Annotated in this window: 21 protein-coding genes; 16 read left to right on the top strand and 5 right to left on the bottom strand. The window is 69.1% G+C overall.

Annotated features, from left to right (window positions below; genetic code table 11):
• From WA805_RS03715 to WA805_RS03695, 5 genes are all read left to right on the top strand, one after another.
• The coding region (locus WA805_RS03715) for an ATP-binding protein (RefSeq protein ID WP_425241648.1) at nt 1–620 on the top strand (620 nt) is incomplete at its 5' end.
• Nucleotides 621–655: 35 nt separating this feature from the next.
• A complete protein-coding gene (locus tag WA805_RS03710) occupies nt 656–1,363 on the top strand; it encodes an ANTAR domain-containing protein (RefSeq protein WP_425241647.1) in 708 nt (235 codons plus the stop codon).
• A 165-nt stretch (nt 1,364–1,528) separates the two neighbouring features.
• Nucleotides 1,529–1,684, top strand: a complete 156-nt coding sequence (locus tag WA805_RS03705) for a DUF6131 family protein (RefSeq protein WP_422281398.1) — start codon at nt 1,529–1,531, stop codon at nt 1,682–1,684.
• Between the two features lie 137 nt (nt 1,685–1,821).
• A complete protein-coding gene (locus WA805_RS03700) occupies nt 1,822–2,106 on the top strand; it encodes an STAS domain-containing protein (protein WP_422290825.1) in 285 nt (94 codons plus the stop codon).
• A gap of 91 nt (nt 2,107–2,197) precedes the next feature.
• Nucleotides 2,198–2,353, top strand: coding sequence for a DUF6131 family protein (locus WA805_RS03695; RefSeq protein WP_422281402.1), 156 nt, complete (start codon nt 2,198–2,200; stop codon nt 2,351–2,353).
• An 89-nt stretch (nt 2,354–2,442) separates the two neighbouring features.
• Here WA805_RS03695 and WA805_RS03690 read toward each other — a convergent pair whose 3' ends face one another.
• Entirely contained in the window at nt 2,443–3,564 is a 1,122-nt protein-coding gene (locus WA805_RS03690) for a PrsW family glutamic-type intramembrane protease (RefSeq protein WP_425238066.1), read from the bottom strand.
• A gap of 105 nt (nt 3,565–3,669) precedes the next feature.
• On the bottom strand, nt 3,670–3,879 hold the full coding sequence (locus tag WA805_RS03685; protein WP_422276765.1) for a hypothetical protein: 210 nt from the start codon (nt 3,877–3,879) through the stop codon (nt 3,670–3,672).
• A 147-nt stretch (nt 3,880–4,026) separates the two neighbouring features.
• Between WA805_RS03685 and WA805_RS03680 the strand changes: the two genes are divergently transcribed.
• The 6 genes from WA805_RS03680 (at nt 4,027) to WA805_RS03655 (ending at nt 8,558) form a co-directional block, all read left to right on the top strand.
• Nucleotides 4,027–6,273 carry a LuxR C-terminal-related transcriptional regulator gene (locus tag WA805_RS03680; protein ID WP_425241646.1) on the top strand — a complete coding sequence of 749 codons (2,247 nt, stop codon included), beginning with the start codon at nt 4,027–4,029 and terminating at the stop codon, nt 6,271–6,273.
• A gap of 81 nt (nt 6,274–6,354) precedes the next feature.
• Nucleotides 6,355–6,600, top strand: a complete 246-nt coding sequence (locus tag WA805_RS03675; RefSeq protein WP_422278655.1) for a DUF6510 family protein — start codon at nt 6,355–6,357, stop codon at nt 6,598–6,600.
• A 35-nt stretch (nt 6,601–6,635) separates the two neighbouring features.
• Nucleotides 6,636–6,938 carry a hypothetical protein gene (locus WA805_RS03670; RefSeq protein WP_422290828.1) on the top strand — a complete coding sequence of 101 codons (303 nt, stop codon included), beginning with the start codon at nt 6,636–6,638 and terminating at the stop codon, nt 6,936–6,938.
• Between the two features lie 34 nt (nt 6,939–6,972).
• Complete coding sequence (locus tag WA805_RS03665; protein ID WP_422278651.1) at nt 6,973–7,662, top strand: haloacid dehalogenase type II; 690 nt, start codon at nt 6,973–6,975, stop codon at nt 7,660–7,662.
• Nucleotides 7,663–7,762: 100 nt separating this feature from the next.
• Entirely contained in the window at nt 7,763–8,125 is a 363-nt protein-coding gene (locus WA805_RS03660; RefSeq protein WP_422278659.1) for a helix-turn-helix transcriptional regulator, read from the top strand.
• Nucleotides 8,126–8,159: 34 nt separating this feature from the next.
• Entirely contained in the window at nt 8,160–8,558 is a 399-nt protein-coding gene (locus tag WA805_RS03655) for a VOC family protein (protein WP_422278649.1), read from the top strand.
• A 65-nt stretch (nt 8,559–8,623) separates the two neighbouring features.
• Here WA805_RS03655 and WA805_RS03650 read toward each other — a convergent pair whose 3' ends face one another.
• A complete protein-coding gene (locus WA805_RS03650; protein WP_422290831.1) occupies nt 8,624–9,658 on the bottom strand; it encodes a DNA topoisomerase IB in 1,035 nt (344 codons plus the stop codon).
• Between the two features lie 107 nt (nt 9,659–9,765).
• On the opposite strand from WA805_RS03650, the gene WA805_RS03645 reads away from it, so the two are divergent.
• A complete protein-coding gene (locus WA805_RS03645) occupies nt 9,766–10,125 on the top strand; it encodes a DUF6582 domain-containing protein (protein ID WP_422278645.1) in 360 nt (119 codons plus the stop codon).
• A gap of 113 nt (nt 10,126–10,238) precedes the next feature.
• Nucleotides 10,239–12,110, top strand: coding sequence for a transketolase (locus tag WA805_RS03640; protein WP_425241645.1), 1,872 nt, complete (start codon nt 10,239–10,241; stop codon nt 12,108–12,110).
• Between the two features lie 10 nt (nt 12,111–12,120).
• Here the strand turns inward: WA805_RS03640 and WA805_RS03635 are convergent, their stop codons facing one another.
• A complete protein-coding gene (locus tag WA805_RS03635) occupies nt 12,121–12,699 on the bottom strand; it encodes an adenylate kinase (RefSeq protein ID WP_422278641.1) in 579 nt (192 codons plus the stop codon).
• Between the two features lie 187 nt (nt 12,700–12,886).
• Here WA805_RS03635 and WA805_RS03630 point away from each other — a divergent pair, with 187 nt between their 5' ends.
• A complete protein-coding gene (locus WA805_RS03630; RefSeq protein WP_422322484.1) occupies nt 12,887–13,879 on the top strand; it encodes an ATP-binding cassette domain-containing protein in 993 nt (330 codons plus the stop codon).
• A complete protein-coding gene (locus WA805_RS03625; RefSeq protein WP_422278637.1) occupies nt 13,876–14,700 on the top strand; it encodes an ABC transporter permease in 825 nt (274 codons plus the stop codon). The genes WA805_RS03630 and WA805_RS03625 overlap by 4 nt, the downstream gene beginning before the upstream one ends.
• Here the strand turns inward: WA805_RS03625 and WA805_RS03620 are convergent.
• Nucleotides 14,697–15,464: a class F sortase gene (locus WA805_RS03620; protein ID WP_425241644.1), complete on the bottom strand. Its 768-nt coding sequence runs from the start codon at nt 15,462–15,464 to the stop codon at nt 14,697–14,699. The genes WA805_RS03625 and WA805_RS03620 overlap by 4 nt on opposite strands.
• Nucleotides 15,465–15,724: 260 nt before the next feature.
• On the opposite strand from WA805_RS03620, the gene WA805_RS03615 reads away from it, so the two are divergent.
• On the top strand, nt 15,725–15,965 hold a 241-nt coding region (locus tag WA805_RS03615; RefSeq protein WP_425241643.1), incomplete at its 3' end, for a hypothetical protein.

The raw sequence follows: 15,965 nt of genomic DNA, 5'->3' as shown, positions 1-15,965 counted from the left end.
GCTTTGTTCCGTTTGAGGTGGCCCTACGGAGGCACAAGTGGTCTGGCAGGCTAAAACGGCCTGTCGAGAAGCTAGTGTGCCCGTCAGAGGTGGGTGGCATGGAAATCAAGATGGTGCTTGACCTTCCCCGAGATGCCGTCAGCGTGCCCGTAAGCCGCCAGGTTCTCGACAGCTGCCTGGAGACTCTCGGAGTCAGACCGGATACGCGCGCCGACATTGCCTTGGCGCTCAGCGAGGCCTGTGCCAACGTCATCCAGCACGCAGGGCCCGGTGAGGAGTACGAGGTGCAGGTGAGCGCCAAGAACTGCCGGTGTGCCATCGAGGTTGTCAACGCCCGCAGCCGGGATAGCGAGCCTGCGTGGAACGGCAGCAGCACCGCTACCCTCGAAGACGGCCGCGGGCCCGGCGAGGAACAGTCTGACTGGTTTGCCCTCCCCGACGACCCGGTCTCCGCGACCGCTGAGCACGGCCGTGGCCTGAAGATCATTGACGCAGTGGCCGACAACCTGCAGCTAACGAGCAACCATCGACAGGGTACGACTGTCCACTTCGAAAAGACGCTGGAATGGCTACCCGGAGCAGCCGGGCAGCAGCTGTTTAACGCCGATGGCGCCGCCTGATATCCACTTGGTCCGTCAGCTGTGAGGTGGAGCAAATGGAGATTTCCCTAGAGGACGTGCGGCACGCGCTCGTTGAGCTGGGCAGGCTGCGATTCGGGGAAATGCAGGTCGAAGACGCGATCCGGGAGATCGTAGAGACGACACACTCGATGTTCGCCGTCGACGGAGCGGGCCTGATGCTCTGCGACTCGGCGCAGCACCTGCGCAGCGTGGCGGCCTCGGACGACAGGTTCGCGCACCTGGAGGAACTTCAGATCCGCCACCAGGAAGGCCCGTGCATCGAGGCGTTCGATACCAAAGAACTAATCGGTGCCACTGACCTGGAACAGGACGACAGGTGGCCCCTGTTCAGCAAGGCCGCCGTCAATCGGGAAGTCCGGGCCGTGCTCGCCAGCCCGCTGCCCTACAACCAGGATGCGGTCGGCGTCGTCGCGGTGCTATCAGAACGCAGCCGCCCGTGGTCGCCCGCCAACGAGCTGGCGCTCCTCGCGTTCACCGATCTCGCGGCCCTGCTGATCGCCAGCATCATCCAGGGCGAACAGCAGTCTGAGCTCGCCGGCCAGCTGCAGGGAGCGCTGAACTCGCGGCAGGTGATCGAGCAGGCCAAGGGAGTCCTGATGGGCACGCAGGGAATTTCGGCGCGTGCCGCGTACGAACAGCTCAGGTCGAGAGCCAGAGCAGAGCGCCGTAAGCTCCCCGTGGTCTGCGCCGAGGTGGTTCAGGGCGCGGTGCGGCTGCCCTGAATTCGGCCGGACGTTGTATGCTGATCAGGCCGTTACGAAGCCGCCAAGAACCACGCGGCCCGCGTCACGTCGGCGCTGTCCCCGCGTCTCGCACCGAGAGATTGAGACGCCTCCTGAGAGCAGTCGGCAATAGCCCGAGATACCTCTGCTTCACAGGAGAATTCGATGATCATTCTTGGTCTTATCCTGCTCATCGTCGGCTTCGTTGCGAAGATCGCCATCCTCTGGACGATCGGCATCATCGTGCTGGTCGTGGGCCTCATCCTCGTCCTCCTCGGGGCGGTGGGCCATGCCGTTGGCGGACGTCGGCACTACTGGTAGCCGTCCGCCGGTGATGATACGGGCAGGCGGGCCCTGCGGTCAGCGGACAGCCGGGCCCGCCCGCGCCGCCGGGCGTGGATGTGGGTAGCCGCGTGTGTGCAGCGCCGTCGGCACAGCCCCCGGTTTTCGAGGCGGTCGTGACCGGCGAGACAGTGATCGTCCTGCTCCGCGGTGAGCTGGACGTGACCGTCGAGGGCTTTCTGTATGGCCGCCTGTCGTGGATCCGTGAGATGAGGCCTAGCCGGCTCGTCTTCGAGACAGCGCAGGTCACCTACCTGGACTGCGCGTCTGCGCGGCTCATCGCTGGCACCGGTGAGTGGCTTCCGGCGGGCGTCAAGCCGGTCGTGAGCCGCCCATCGCTGATTGTGCGTCGAGTCCTGCAGGCTAGCGGCATCGGCGCGCTCTGTGAGCTTGGGTCCTAACGCGGCCGAGTTCGCCTCGCGCAAAGCGTTTGAACGTCCCTTCTGAGAGCAGTTAGGCATGCCGAGAGTAATCCGCGAATAGGAGACTTCGGTGATAATCCTCGGTCTTATCCTGCTCATCATCGGTTTCGTTGCGAAGATCGCCATCCTTTGGACGATCGGCATCATCGTGCTGGTCGTGGGCCTCATCCTCGTCCTTCTTGGGGCGGTGGGGCACGCCGTAGGCGGCCGTCGGCATTATTGGTAGCCGTCGACAGGTAATGGTGCGGGGGCGCGGGCCCGGCGGCCAATCGGCCGGCCGGGCCGGCGGCCTGTTTAGGGCAGCAGCGGATTAGTTCAGTGCTCCCACCACGGCCTGCCCCGTCTGCTCCCGGCCGATTCCCGCGCCGGTTCCCGCGGCGCCTGGGCATGGGGCGGCAGGGCAGCCGCATGCCGCGGCTGGGTCCGCTGGGGCGGCTGGGCCTGATGGGGCAGCATGAACTCCGGCAGGTCGGGTTCGCCGCGCCGCAGGTCCTGGCGGGACCCGACCTTCGCGTAGCCGAGGAACAGGATTCCGCTGACCAGCGTGACCAGGATCCACGTCAATTGGCCGTTGATCCGGGTCCAGTCGTTGAATCCGTGCAGGATGGCGGCCACTACCACGCCGATCCAGGCGACCTGGTACCAGCGGTATTTGCCGGTCACCGCCAGCCCGATGAAGTACCCGGTCAGGCCGGCCCAGCAGGCGTGGCTGATCGGGTCGGTGACGAAGCGCCAGACGAAGTTGAGGATGAAGTACAGCACGGGCCCGATCAGCGCGGCGAAGATCGAGGTCGACGGCGCGTGTCCGCTCTGGATCAGGTGCACGATGCTCGGGATGGCGCCCTGGACCGTCTGGTAGAACTCTTCGACACCGTTCACCGTGAAGTACCTGACGACCTCGCCCGCGCCGAAGACCAGCCCGCTGACCGCCCCGATAAACAGGTAATCGCGCGGCGTGAGTCCCCGCTGGCCGCGGTAAATCAGCGCGACCACCAGCACCGGCAGTGCCTTGGCGATCTCCTCGGGCAGGCCGATCGTGACGATGCTGGGCAGCAGGCTCGCGTTGGTCGCGTGCAAGGAGGTCTCCAGCGCCACCGCCAGCGGCACCTCCGTCAGCAGCGCGAACACCGTCACCAGCAGCAGCATCAGCCTCGTCACGTGCATCGGCCTGATGATGACGCCGAGCAGCAGCAGCCAGGCGACGGCGAAGTACGCGGCGAAGATCCACGCGGCCGCGTCGAACGTGGTGGTCGTGGCGCTGGAGCCCACGATGTACAGCGCGATCGACGGCACGCAGATCAGCGCGAGGAACAGCAGCACCGGGAAGCTGCGCAGCGAATGGTGCCGGTACCAGTCACCGAGCGGCAGCAGGTCGCTGAGCCGGTCGGCGTCGGCCGTCTGGCCTGGCGGGGCGGACGGAGAGAGCGGAGTATGCAACGTCGCCCCCGTGCTCTGGCCGGCAGCCGAGGTCCGCTACCGGACGCTATTGCTCATCATGGTAAATCGCGGCGTTGTCGGCGGACCCGGCTGCCCGGTAGCCGGTCACGCAGCCGGGTCTTCCGCTACGCTCACCAGCTCCAGGCCAAGATTGCGTACCAGCTCGAGGACGCCGTACAGGTGAGCCTGATCGCGGATCTCGCCGACGAGGACGGTCAGCTCCCTGCCAGGTTCCAGGGCCAGCCCCTCGAAGGCCGACCCGAGGCGCTCAGTCAGGCGGCCCCGGATGGCGATCCGGTACCTGGTCGGCTCCATGTGCCCTCCCGTGCTGCGTGGACTGCTCCCACCCTGGCCCCGAAGCGGGTGGCCGGGCATCACCCGAGGCCTTTTTCACCCAGGTGAATGCGCAGGCGGGGATATGATTTGCCACGGCCTTACTGGACCGAGGCAACGGAGTCGGCCGTGGGTCCGATCGTCGCTACGAAGCTGCACGTCCCTGAGCTACTGGCGGGCCGGGTTTCGCGGCCGAGCCTGGTCGCGGAGCTGCGCGCCGCCGCCGCCGTGCGGCTGGTCCTCGTCTCGGCGCCGGCGGGCGCCGGCAAGACCACCGTGCTGGCGAGCTGGCGGGCGGACCCCGCCGAACAGCGCCCGTTCGCCTGGCTGTCACTGGATAGCCGGGACAACGACCCGGTTCGCTTCTGGACTTACGTGCTGGCGGCGTTGCGCACTGTGGCACCTGATCTGGGAGCCGGGGTGGACGACGCGCTGCTGTCAGCCGCCGGTGACCTGACCGAGCTCGCGCTGCCGTTGCTGGTCAACGCGCTCACGTCGGTGCCGGAACCGATCGTGCTGGCGTTCGATGACTATCACGCGATCAGCAACGCCGATGTGCACCAGTCGATGGACTTCCTCATCGATCACCTTCCCCGGACAGTGCAAGTGGCGGTGGCCGGGCGCAGCGACCCGCCGCTGGCGCTGGCGCGGCTGCGGGCGAGCGCCGAACTGCTCGAGGTGCGGGTGGACGATCTGCGGCTAAGCACCGAAGAGACCACGGCGTTGCTCAATGGGTCGCTGCGGCTGGGATTGACGCAAGAGCAGGTCCGCATGCTGCGCGAGCGCACGGAGGGATGGGCGGCCGGGCTGCAGCTGGTGGGCCTGTCGCTACGGGGCCGCGCGAACCGCGAACGCTATATCGCCTCGTTCGCCGGCGATGATCGCCAGATCGTCGATTACCTGATGGCCGAGGTGCTGGACCGGCAGACTCCGGGGGTGCGCGAGTTCCTGCTGCGCACCTCGATCGCGGCGCGCCTCACCGGTTCGCTGTGCGACGCGCTGCTTGACCGCACCGACTCCGCGCGGAGGCTGGTGGAGCTGGAGCGCGCGAACCTGTTCCTGGTCTCGCTTGACGAGCGCCGTCAGTGGTACCGCTACCACCACCTGTTCGGCGACCTGCTGGTCCACGAGCTGTCGCTGGCCATGCCGGATGAGGTGGTGCAGCTGCACCGCCGGGCATACGAGTGGCATCTGCGCGAGGGGCTGGTGGCCGAGGCGATCACCCACGCGATCGCCGCGGGCGATCACAGCCAGGCCGCCGAGTTGATCGCGGCGAGCTGGCTGGACTTCGTCAACCGCGGCGAGCTCGCGACGGTCGAGGCCTGGACCAGGGCGCTGCCGCCGAAGCTGGCCGAGTCCGACCCGCGACTGTGCCTGGCCCGTGCCTGGATGCTGCTGGTTCTCGGGCGCCCAGGCGACGTGGAGGCGGAGGTGCGCGCGGCCGAGCGGGGAACGCTGCCCGGGCCGCTGGCCGACGGTTCGAGCTCGGTCGCCTCCAGCGCCGCACTGGTCAGGACCTCGGCGCGGCTGCTGCTTGGCGACGTGGGCGCGGCGGCGCAAAGCGCGGCGCTCGCCGCCGAGCTGGAGCCCGACACGACCGCGGTGTGGCGACCGCACGTGACCAACGCCCTTGGCATGACCGCATTCTGGTCGGGCGCCTTCGAGGAGGCCGAAGTCGCGTTCACGGAGACCGTGTCCGCTGGCGAGGCAGCCGGGTACTACGCGGCGGAGATCTACGCGCTCGGCTATCTGGCGGTGATCTCCGTCGAGCGCTCCGAGCCAGCCGAGGCGGGCCGGCGGGTGGCCGCGGCACGGGCCCTGCCCGGGCGGCTGGCCCTCGGTGAGCACTGGGTCACGGTAATGGTCGACTACGCCGCCGCCGAGCTCGCCCGCGCCGGCGGGGAGCTGCGGGAAGCCCGTGCCGAGACCGAACACGGGCTCAACATCGCCAGGCGCGGCGGGCTGCGGCTGGACACCGCGTACGGGCTGCTTGCGCTGGCGCGGATCGCCCAGCAGGCCGACGATACGGACGAGGCCAGGGAGCTGCGCGCCCGTGCGCAGCGCCAACTGGCCGCCTGCCCGGACCCTGGCTTCCTGCGTGCCTGGGCCGCGACAGAAGACTCGGCGGGCCAGAGGTCCGCGGCTGCCGCCGCCGACAGCGCCGACGAGCTCTCCGAACGCGAGCTCGCCGTGCTGCGGCTGCTGGCCTCGCGGCTTTCATTGCGGGAGATCGGGAACGAGCTGTACGTCTCGCTCAACACGATCAAGACCCACACCCGCAACATCTACGCCAAGCTCCGCGTGAGCAGCCGGGAACAGGCCGTGGCCCGTGCCCGCGAGTTCGGCTTGCTGGGGACAGGCAGATCACCCGGGTGAACGGGCCCGTGGGGTGATGACGGCTAGCCCGGCCCGGCGTACAAATGCTCACATGAAGCCTGTCACGTTCGGAGGCGCCTAATGGTCGCGCTTGATGGCAATTCGATCGGCGGCCTGCTGCTCGATGTGTTCGGAACGGACATGACCGCCGCCCTGACGACCTGCGCGACCTGCGGCGCTGTCGCCCCGGTCGCGGAGACGGTCGTCTACCTGCGCGTACCAGGGACCGTGATGCGCTGCCGCACCTGCGGCAGCGTGCTGATGGTCATCTCACAGATCCGGGGCATGAGCTGCGTCAATCTTGGCGGCATGACCGCACTCGAGTAAGCCGCCCGTGCATAACCGACCTGTGGGAGGACCGAATGACAGTGGCATGGGATCCCGTGACCAGTGATCACGTGGTACGCGCCCTTCAGGAGTACGACCAGTTGGGGCCTGAGAATTTCTTCGCGGCGCACGGCTTCGCCCCGACCACGACGTATGACCTGGTCTGGGACGAACGCCGCTACCCGCCGAAAGCGATCCTGGGCACCGCCTACGAGTTCGCCACGGGTCAGCGGCTGGCTTCTGGTGATTTCGAAGGCGGGAAGTCCGGCGCCGTCAAGGTGCTCGGGCAGCTGGGATTCACGGTGCGGGTGAGAGAAGCCACCTTACGTTCGGCATAAGAATGCGACCCCGCCTATGAAGGAAAGGTTTCCCATGTCCGAGCGACCGATCATCGTCTTCGACGTCAACGAGACCCTGCTCGACCTCGACTCGATCCGCCCGGTCTTTGACCGGATCTTCGGTGACCCGGCCGCGATGCGGCTGTGGTTCGCCGACCTGATCACCTACTCCGAGGCGCTCACGCTGGCCGGCGTGTATGTCCCGTTCACCGACATCGGCGGGGCGGTGCTGCGGATGCTCGCCGCCACCCGCGACCTGACGATCAGCGACGCCGACGCGGCCGAGCTGACCGACCGGTTCGCGACCATGCCGCCGCACCCGGAGGTGCCCAGTGCGCTGCGCCGCCTGCGCGACCACGGCTTCCGGCTGTTCACGCTGACCGACAACACCCTGGCGATTTCCGGGCGGCAGCTGGAGCGCGGCGGGGTGATCGATCTGTTCGAGCGCCGGTTCAGCGTCGATGAAACCGTCAAGCGGCACAAGCCGGCGCAGGAGGCGTACCAGTCGGTGGCCGCTGCGCTGGGGCTCGAGCCAGGGAACATCTGCCTGATCGCGAGCCACGTGTGGGACACGATCGGGGCCGGGGCGGCCGGCTGGCAGACCGCGCTGATCTTGCGCGAGGGCAACGCGCCGCTGGACGTCGGCCCGCAGCCGGACTACATCGGCAAGGACCTCGACGCGATCGCCGACCAGCTCATCGAGCGGTATCCCGCCGCGTCCTGACGGTGCCATCGGCGCGGCTCATGGCACGCCGGGTTACGCTGGCATCGTGAGGCCGGACGAACTCGCCAAGCTCGCGCGGCTGCGCCGCGCCCGCGACTTGATGGACCGCGAGTACGCGACCCCGCTCGACGTCGCCTCGATCGCCCATGTCGCGTGGATGTCGCCCGCGCACTTCCAGCGGCAGTTCCGCGCGGCGTACGGGGAGACGCCCTACGGCTACCTGATGACCCGGCGCATCGAGCGGGCGAAGGCGCTGCTGCGCCGCGGCGACCTCTCGGTCACCGAGGTCTGCATGGCAGTCGGGTGTACGTCGCTCGGCTCGTTCAGCGCGCGCTTCACCCAGCTGGTCGGTGAGACGCCGACGGCCTACCGGTCCCGCGACCACGGCACGCTCGCCGGCGTGCCGGGCTGCGTCGCCAAGGACATCACCCGCCCGAGCCACGGCCCGAGCAAGATGGGATAAGCACGACAGAGCACGGGCGGCTAGTGTTGCCAGCATGGATGTCACCCTTGCCCGTTGCTTCGTGCTAGTCCATGACCTGGATCTCGCACTGGCGTTCTATCGCGACACGCTCGGCCTCGAGCTGCGCATGGACGTCTCCAACGAGGGCTTCCGCTGGCTGACCGTCGGCGCGGCCGCCCAGCCCGACGTGGCGATCGTCCTCACGAACTACCTGAACGGCACCCCCGCCGACGCCGACGCGCTCGCCGCCCTCATCGCCAAGGGCGGGCTGAACGGCGTCCACTTCCGCACCGACGACCTCGACGCCACCTTCGAGAAGGTGCGCGCCTCCGGCGCCGACATCGTGCAGGAGCCGACCGATCAGCCGTGGGGCCCGCGGGACTGCGCCGTGCGTGACCCGTCCGGCAACCTGGTGCGCATCGACCAGAAGTAATCTCCGGCGCCCCCGGCGCCCCGGCGGCCTCACTGGTCCGCGAAAACGGCGGGGCGGGCGCTGCCCTAGTCCGAAAGCGTGAGCAGGGCGGCGACGGCGCTCTCGGCTTCGGGGGTGACAGGGAGGGCGACCGGATCCGGTGGCACGGTGGGCAAGACGCCGTCGGCTTCGTAGCGGGCGATCAGGCGCGGGTCGATGTACGAGCCGCGGGCCACGGCCGGCGTGTCGCCGAGCAAGTTCGCCACCTCGCGGACGCTGGCGGCGATGGTGCGCTTGCGGCCCGTCAGCGTCGCCGCGGGCCCGGCGTTCGCCAGCGCCAGCGCCATCAGCACGGTGGCGTTCCAGGTGCGGAATTCCTTGGCGGTGTAGTGGCCGCCGGCCTGCACGGCGATGTAGTTGCCCACGTCACGAGAGTGCAGGACGTGCCAGCGGCCGTCCTGCTCGTAGGACCACAAGGTGTCGGAGTCGTTGTCGCTGCGGGCCAGCGCCCTGATGGTGGACCGGACGAGATCGTCCTTGACGACAATCGTCCGCTCCTTGCCCCACTTGGCGGTGTAGTCGAACACGATGCCGTCGCGGGTGAAGCGCACGTGCTGCTTCCTGAGGGTGGTGGCGCCGTAGTGGTGGTCGAGGTCGGCGTACCGTTCCTCGCCGATGCGGAACAGGCCGAGGTCGATCAGCCGGACCACGCTGGCAACGACCCGGTCGCGGGTCAGGCCGCGGTGCCTCAGGTCCCGCGCGGTGGCCGTTCTCAGCCCGGGCAGCGCGCTGGCGAACCTGAGCATGTGCCCGAACTTCTGGGCGTCGCGCTGCTCCCGCCAGAGCTGGTGGTAGAGGTACTGGAGCCGGCCCTTGCTGTCGGTGCCCGTGGCCTGGATGTGGCCGAGCGGGTCCGGCGAGATCCAGACGTCGGCCCAGGCGGGCGGGATCCGGAGTGCCCGGATCCGCTCCAGCGTCGCGGCGTCGGTGATCTCCGCCCCGGCCAGGTCGAGGTACCGGAAGCCGTCCCCGGCCCTGACCCTGGTGATGCCGGGACCGTGCGGGTCGCTGCGCACCAGGCCGGGGACGGCGGCGGCCAGCGGCGGTGCTTCCTCGCTCATGAGAACACAGCGTAAGCGGACGCGGTCAGCTGGGCATGCGAGCGCTGATCACGGGTAGGACCGCCCGAGCGTGGATGACGGCTAGTTCAAGCGTGAACGGAGGAGTCATGGCCACCGACAAGCAGAAGGAAGCGGCCCGGCGGAACATCGAGAAGGCCAGGCAGGCGCAGAGCGACCGGGCGCACGGCAAGGACGTCCCGCGCAGCAGCGAGGGCCTGAGCACCGCGGAAAAGGACGAGCTGGGCGACCAGGAGTTCGCGTTCCCCGCTGAGCGCAAGGAGCCGCTCACCGACGCCCGGCACGTACGCAACGCGATCGCGCGGTTCGACCAGGTCGAGGGCGTGAGCGACAAGGAAAGGGACCAGGCCTGGAAACGGATCCTGGCCGCCGCCAAGCGGTACGACGTCGAGGTGTCCGAGTCCGACTGGCGGGACCTGGCCGAGGGCGGCAACGACCGCAAGCGGTAGCCGGCCGCTTGGGGCACGCCGGCGGTCGCGACCGCAACGGGTGCTGAGACGATACGACTGTGTGAGCCCCGACACCGAGGGAGTGGTCCGTGAGCACAACAGAAGTTACATCTATGCCCGGCCTCGACACCATTTCCGATCTGGCGGCGCAGCTGCGGGTCGACTCGATCCGCTGCTCCACCAGTGCCGGGTCAGGCCATCCCACCTCCAGCATGTCGGCCGCGGACCTGCTCGCTGTGCTGGTCGCCAGGCACCTGCGCTACGACTGGGACGACCCGGCGTTGCCGGCCAACGACCACCTGATCTTCTCCAAAGGCCACGCCTCCCCGCTGCTGTACTCGGTGTTCCGGGCCGTCGGCGTCGTCTCTGAAGACGAGCTCATCAACGGGTACCGCCGCTTCGGCCAGCGCCTCGAGGGCCACCCCACCCCGATCCTGCCCTGGGTGGACGTGGCCACCGGCTCGCTCGGCCAGGGCCTGCCCGACGGCGTCGGGGTTGCCCTCGCCGGCAAGTACCTGGACAAGCTGCCGTACCGGATCTGGGTGCTGTGCGGGGACAGCGAACTCGCCGAAGGGTCCATCTGGGAGGCGCTGGACAAGGCATCCCACTACCAGCTGTCCAACATGATCATCATGATGGACATCAACCGGCTCGGCCAGAGCGGCCCGACCGACCTCGGCTGGGACATCGAGGCCTACGCGGCCCGCGCCGCTGCGTTCGGCGCCCGGGTCATCGCAATCGACGGTCACGACCTGGCCGACATCGACGCGGCCTTCTCCGCCGCCGAAGCCGCGACCGCGGGCGACCAGCCGACGGTGATCCTCGCCAAGACGATCAAGGGCAAAGGCTTCTCCGAGGTCGAGAACAAGGAAGGCTGGCACGGCCGGCCGTTCCCGCCCGACATGGCCGAACGGGCGATCGCCGAGCTCGGCGGTGTGCGGAACCTGATCGTCCGCGGGCCGCTCCCGGAACCAGCTGCCGGAGCGGACGCCGGAGCAGCGGCCGCCGCCCCCGCCGGCGCCACCCTCCCGGACTACGCCGTCGGCGACAAGGTGGCCACCCGCAAGGCCTACGGCGACGCGCTCGTCGCGCTCGGCGCCTCCGACCCGAAAGTCGTCGCGCTCGACGGAGAGGTCAAGAACTCCACGTTCGCCCTGGAGTTCGCCACGGCCTACCCAGAGCGCTACTTCGAGATGTACATCGCGGAACAGCAGATGGTCGCCGCCGCCACCGGCCTCGCGGTCCGCGGCTACAAGCCGTTCGCGTCCACGTTCGCCGCGTTCTTCACCCGGGCCTACGACTTCATCAGGATGGGCGCCATCTCCGGCAGGGACGTGCGGCTGGCCGGCTCGCACGCCGGTGTCGAGATCGGCGCCGACGGCCCGTCTCAGATGGCTCTCGAGGACCTGGCGATGATGCGGGCGGTGCACGGCTCGACGGTGCTTTACCCGGCCGACGGCACCAGCACCGCCGTGCTGGTCAAGGCGATGGCCGCCACGCCGGGCATCAGCTACATGCGCACCACCCGCGGCGCCTACCCCGGCCTGTACCCGTCAGGGGAAACCTTCCCCGTGGGCGGCTCCAAGGTGCTCCGCTCCGGCGAGCGGGACGCGGTTACCCTGGTCGGCGCCGGCGTCACGCTGCACGAGTGCCTGGGCGCCGCCGATCAGCTGGCCGCGGAGGGCATCCACGTCCGGGTCATCGACTGTTATTCGGTCAAGCCGATCGACACCGCCACCCTCACGGCGGCGGCGCAGGCCACCGGCGGGTGCTTCGTGGTCGCCGAAGACCATCACCCGGAAGGCGGTCTCGGCGAAGCGGTCACCAGCGCCCTGGTCGCGGCCGGGCAGCAGAACCTGACGATCGCCCACCTCGCCGTCCGGGAGATGCCCGGCTCCGGGACCGGTGCCGAACTGCTCGCCTGGGCCGGCATCGACGCCGAGCACATCGCCGCGGCCGCCCGGGAGCTGGCCGGGGGTAGGTAACACGGCGGAGCTAGTCCGGGATGTCAAACGCCGCGAGTTTCCGCAAGCGGGTCACGATGTCCTCATGGACCTGACCGGGCGGCCGGGTGCCGTCGACGGCGAACATCCATTCCCGGCCCGCGTAGTACTCCAGCAGCGGGATGGTCTTCTCCCTGTAGACCTGCAGCCGGTGGGCGATGACCTCTGCACTGTCGTCGGAGCCCCGGCCGCGGGCTAGCAGGCGGCGGATCAGTTCCTCGTCAGGTACGTCCAGGTGCACGGCGGCCTGAACCTCGACGCCGAGCGGGTGAGCGACTTCAAATGCCGCCTTCGCCTGGTCCACAGTCCGGGGGAAGCCGTCAAGCACATAACCGCCGGACTCGGCCGCCGCGACGACCGGCTTGCGCAGCATGTCCAGGACCACGCTGTCCGGGACCAGGTCCCCGGCGTCGACGTAGGCCTTGATCGTCTGCCCGATCGAGGTCTGGTCCCTGACGTGCTGGCGCAGCAGATCGCCGCTGGAGATGTGCGTGATGTTGAACCGTTCGGCCAGCCGCTCGGCCTGGGTTCCCTTCCCGGAGCCGGGCGCTCCGATCAGCAGCAGCCGCATCGGTCACCTCGTCTTTCGTCACGGACGAGCTTACGCGTCCCCTACGAGGGCGCGCTGGCATCGCGATCGCCATCTCCGGCTACTCCCCGCGTGGTATCCCGGGACTCTGCGGTCTCCCCGCCGAGCAGCAGGAAGTCGCTTCTGCCGCACGACGACACCAGTGCCGCCGGCGGGCAGCATCGACATCATGACGACGACATCCGAGCCGTCCGCGGCGATCGAGGCACTGGGGCTTGGCAAGGCATTCGGCGCCGTCAAGGCGGTGGACGGGCTCGACCTGTCCGTACCTAGCGGAGGCGTGTTCGCCCTGCTCGGGCCGAACGGCGCGGGCAAGACCACCACGATTCGCATCTTCGCCACCTTGACCAGGCCGGACGTGGGCATCGCGCGAGTGCTCGGGCACGACGTCACAAGCGAGCCGCACGCGGTGCGCGCCGGGATCTGTCTCACCGGCCAGTTCGCCACCGTCGACCCGAGCCTTACCGGCACAGAGAACCTCGTGCTGCAGGGACGCCTGCTCGGGCTCACGCGCCGGGCTGCCAGGGCGCGGACAGCCGGGCTGCTGGACGCGTTCGGGCTGGCGGACGCCGCCGGGCGTCCGGTGCGCACCTATTCCGGCGGCATGCAGCGCCGCCTGGACATCGCCGCCAGCCTGGTGGTCGCGCCGGCGCTGCTGTTCCTCGACGAGCCCACGACCGGGCTTGACCCGTACAGCCGCATCCAGGTGTGGCAGGCGGTCCGCTGGCTGGTCACCCAGGGCACGACTGTCCTGCTGACCACGCAATACCTGGACGAGGCGGACCGGCTTTCTGACCGGATCGCGGTCATCGACCACGGCAAGGTCGTCGCAGAAGGCACGCCGGGGGAGCTCAAGTCCTCGGTGGGTTCCGGCGTGCTGCGCGTCGAGCTGGCGGACGCCCGTGATTCCGTTCTCGCCCGGCAGGTCCTTGGCGACGCGCTCGGCGTGCCCGTCACCCAGGGCGCGGACCCGGCGGTCCTGACCGCCAGGATCGACGGCCCGTCCGCGACCGACGCCGCGGCCCGCGGTCTCGCGCTGCTGTCCCGGGAGTGGACTGAGGTCGCCGGCTTCTCGCTCGGCCAGCCGAGCCTCGACGAGGTTTTCCTTGCCCTGACCGGCCACAGCGCCGCCCAGCTGGCGAACAGCGAGGAGCCGGCATGACCGCCGTCATCGCGCCGCCGGCGCTTACCGTGGCTAACCACGCCGCCGTGCGGCGCCCGCGGGTGCTGCGGGACACGCTCACCATGGCGTGGCGGGCGATGCTGCACATCAGGCGCGAGCCCGAGCTGGCGACCGACGCGATCTTCATCCCGGTGCTCTTCACGCTCTTCTTCACGTACCTGTTCGGCGGCGCGCTGTCCGGCTCGCCCCGCGAGTACCTGCGGTTCCTGCTGCCGGGAACACTGGTGCTGACGGTCCTGCTCATCACGGTCACCGCGGGCGTGAGCCTGAACACCGACCGCGCCAGGGGCACGCTCGACCGGTTCAGGTCGATGCCGATCTGGCAGCCTTCCGTCATCGTTGGCGGCCTGATCGGGGACATGGCACGGTACGTGCTCGCGACGTGCCTGGTCCTCGGGATGGGGCTGCTGATGGGCTACCGGCCGGCGGGCGGCGCGGGCGGCGTCGCGCTCGCGGTGGCGCTCATCCTGATCTTCGCCTTCAGCGTGTCGTGGGTCTGGACCGCGCTCGGCCTCGCGCTCAGGTCAGCGCAGGCGGTCACCGTCATCAGCTTCGCGGTGCAGCTGCCGCTGACGTTCGCGAGCAACGTGTTCGTCAGCCCGGCCACGCTGCCCGGCTGGCTGCGCACCTTCGTCGACGTGAACCCGGTTAGCCACCTGGTCACCGCCGAACGGGCCCTGATGGCGGGGACGTGGGCGGCCAGCCAGGTCGGCTGGGTGCTGCTGGCGTCCGCTGCCCTGACCGCCGTCTTCGGTCCGCTGACCATGCGGCTGTACCGCGCCGGCCAGGGCGGGAGCTAATTGACCTGGATCGCGTAGACAACCGTATTGCTGAGGTAGGACCCCAGACTGGGGTCGAAGATGCCGCCGCAGGTGATGAGGCGCAATTCCGCGTCGGGGGTCGGACCGTACACGGTGAGCGTGGGGAAATGATCCTTGGCGTACGATCGCACTTCCGTAACGCGGAAAAGCGCCAGCGACCCGTCCGCCCGTTGCACGTACACGCGGTCACCAGGGCGCAGTTGCGATAGGCGGAAAAAGATCCCGGGACCGACATGAGAGTCGATATGCCCGGCGATGACCGCCGGCCCGACGGCGCCGGGTCGCGGGCCGCCGGTGTACCAGCCTGCGACCGCCGTCGATGCCGGCACCTGCAGCGTGCCTGCATTCGTCACGCCGAGGTCGACCAGCTTGGTCTGGACGCCGATGGCGGGAATCGTCAGCGCGACAGGCAACGGGACTCCGGCACTCTGCGAGCGGGCGACGGCTGCGATCGGCCCCACCGGAGCCGGAATGGGAGCGGCAGCGGGGTTCCACCGCGGCACCGCCGGATGGCGGGCCGTCACCAGCCCGGCGGCGCCCGCGCCCGCGAGAACCAGGCCTGCCGCGAGCGTGACCGCGGCGAAGATCTTTCTCCTGTTCAGCGGCCACAGGCGGATCGTCTTGCCGCCGACGACGATGGGGTGGCGCTCAAGCCAGAGGCGCAGCGTGGTCGCGATGACCGTCGGCCATGACGGCTCGGGGCGATGTGTTCGCCCTGGCGGGCCTATGTCGCGGTACTCCATTTCCGCCCCCTTGTCCTGCCAGCAGGCAAGACCCCGACCCCAACGGTAGGAAACCACATGGCCTGGCATTTTTTGCCTGAATGGCGATTTACGGAACCGGGGCAAATGCGCACCCGGGGACAAAAGGCGACAAAAACCAGTCGAACCGCACTGATCACTTTCCACCAATTAGCAATACTGCCTGATTAAGGCCGCTTTTGTGTGATCGGCTACCCTGCGTCGGCCCATGGTCGCGCCACAGGACAAAGGGGGTGGCCGATGTGACTACCGAGAACCATCGGCCCGTTCCTGGCCGGGTGCCCGTGGTCCGCCCCGTGCGGCCAGCCCGCCCTGCCCGCCCGGAGCCCTCGTGGGGCCGCGTCCTGCTCACCACGGTGGAGTTGTGGGCGTCGCGGCGGCTGCGCCACCCCGCTTTCCTGCGCCGTCTCGTGCTGGCGGTGGTCACGGTCACGGTGGTCGCGCTGGCCGGCTTGGAGCTCGCAGGCGTCTTCACCGCGTCCG

The sequence above is a fragment of the Trebonia sp. genome, from assembly GCF_049794275.1.
In the GTDB taxonomy this organism is placed as follows: domain Bacteria; phylum Actinomycetota; class Actinomycetes; order Streptosporangiales; family Streptosporangiaceae; genus Trebonia.
This window is presented reverse-complemented; position numbering and strand designations above follow the sequence as displayed.

What these genes read in the sequence shown, in the direction of transcription:
- WA805_RS03710 (WP_425241647.1), top strand. Translation starts at nt 656, where the DNA reads ATGGAGATTTCCCTAGAGGACGTGCGGCACGCGCTCGTTGAGCTGGGC.
- WA805_RS03705 (WP_422281398.1), top strand. Translation starts at nt 1,529, where the DNA reads ATGATCATTCTTGGTCTTATCCTGCTCATCGTCGGCTTCGTTGCGAAG.
- WA805_RS03685 (WP_422276765.1), bottom strand. Translation starts at nt 3,879, where the DNA reads ATGGAGCCGACCAGGTACCGGATCGCCATCCGGGGCCGCCTGACTGAG.
- WA805_RS03675 (WP_422278655.1), top strand. Translation starts at nt 6,355, where the DNA reads ATGGTCGCGCTTGATGGCAATTCGATCGGCGGCCTGCTGCTCGATGTG.
- WA805_RS03670 (WP_422290828.1), top strand. Translation starts at nt 6,636, where the DNA reads ATGACAGTGGCATGGGATCCCGTGACCAGTGATCACGTGGTACGCGCC.
- WA805_RS03665 (WP_422278651.1), top strand. Translation starts at nt 6,973, where the DNA reads ATGTCCGAGCGACCGATCATCGTCTTCGACGTCAACGAGACCCTGCTC.
- WA805_RS03660 (WP_422278659.1), top strand. Translation starts at nt 7,763, where the DNA reads ATGGACCGCGAGTACGCGACCCCGCTCGACGTCGCCTCGATCGCCCAT.
- WA805_RS03655 (WP_422278649.1), top strand. Translation starts at nt 8,160, where the DNA reads ATGGATGTCACCCTTGCCCGTTGCTTCGTGCTAGTCCATGACCTGGAT.
- WA805_RS03650 (WP_422290831.1), bottom strand. Translation starts at nt 9,658, where the DNA reads ATGAGCGAGGAAGCACCGCCGCTGGCCGCCGCCGTCCCCGGCCTGGTG.
- WA805_RS03645 (WP_422278645.1), top strand. Translation starts at nt 9,766, where the DNA reads ATGGCCACCGACAAGCAGAAGGAAGCGGCCCGGCGGAACATCGAGAAG.
- WA805_RS03640 (WP_425241645.1), top strand. Translation starts at nt 10,239, where the DNA reads ATGCCCGGCCTCGACACCATTTCCGATCTGGCGGCGCAGCTGCGGGTC.
- WA805_RS03635 (WP_422278641.1), bottom strand. Translation starts at nt 12,699, where the DNA reads ATGCGGCTGCTGCTGATCGGAGCGCCCGGCTCCGGGAAGGGAACCCAG.
- WA805_RS03630 (WP_422322484.1), top strand. Translation starts at nt 12,887, where the DNA reads ATGACGACGACATCCGAGCCGTCCGCGGCGATCGAGGCACTGGGGCTT.
- WA805_RS03625 (WP_422278637.1), top strand. Translation starts at nt 13,876, where the DNA reads ATGACCGCCGTCATCGCGCCGCCGGCGCTTACCGTGGCTAACCACGCC.
- WA805_RS03620 (WP_425241644.1), bottom strand. Translation starts at nt 15,464, where the DNA reads ATGGAGTACCGCGACATAGGCCCGCCAGGGCGAACACATCGCCCCGAG.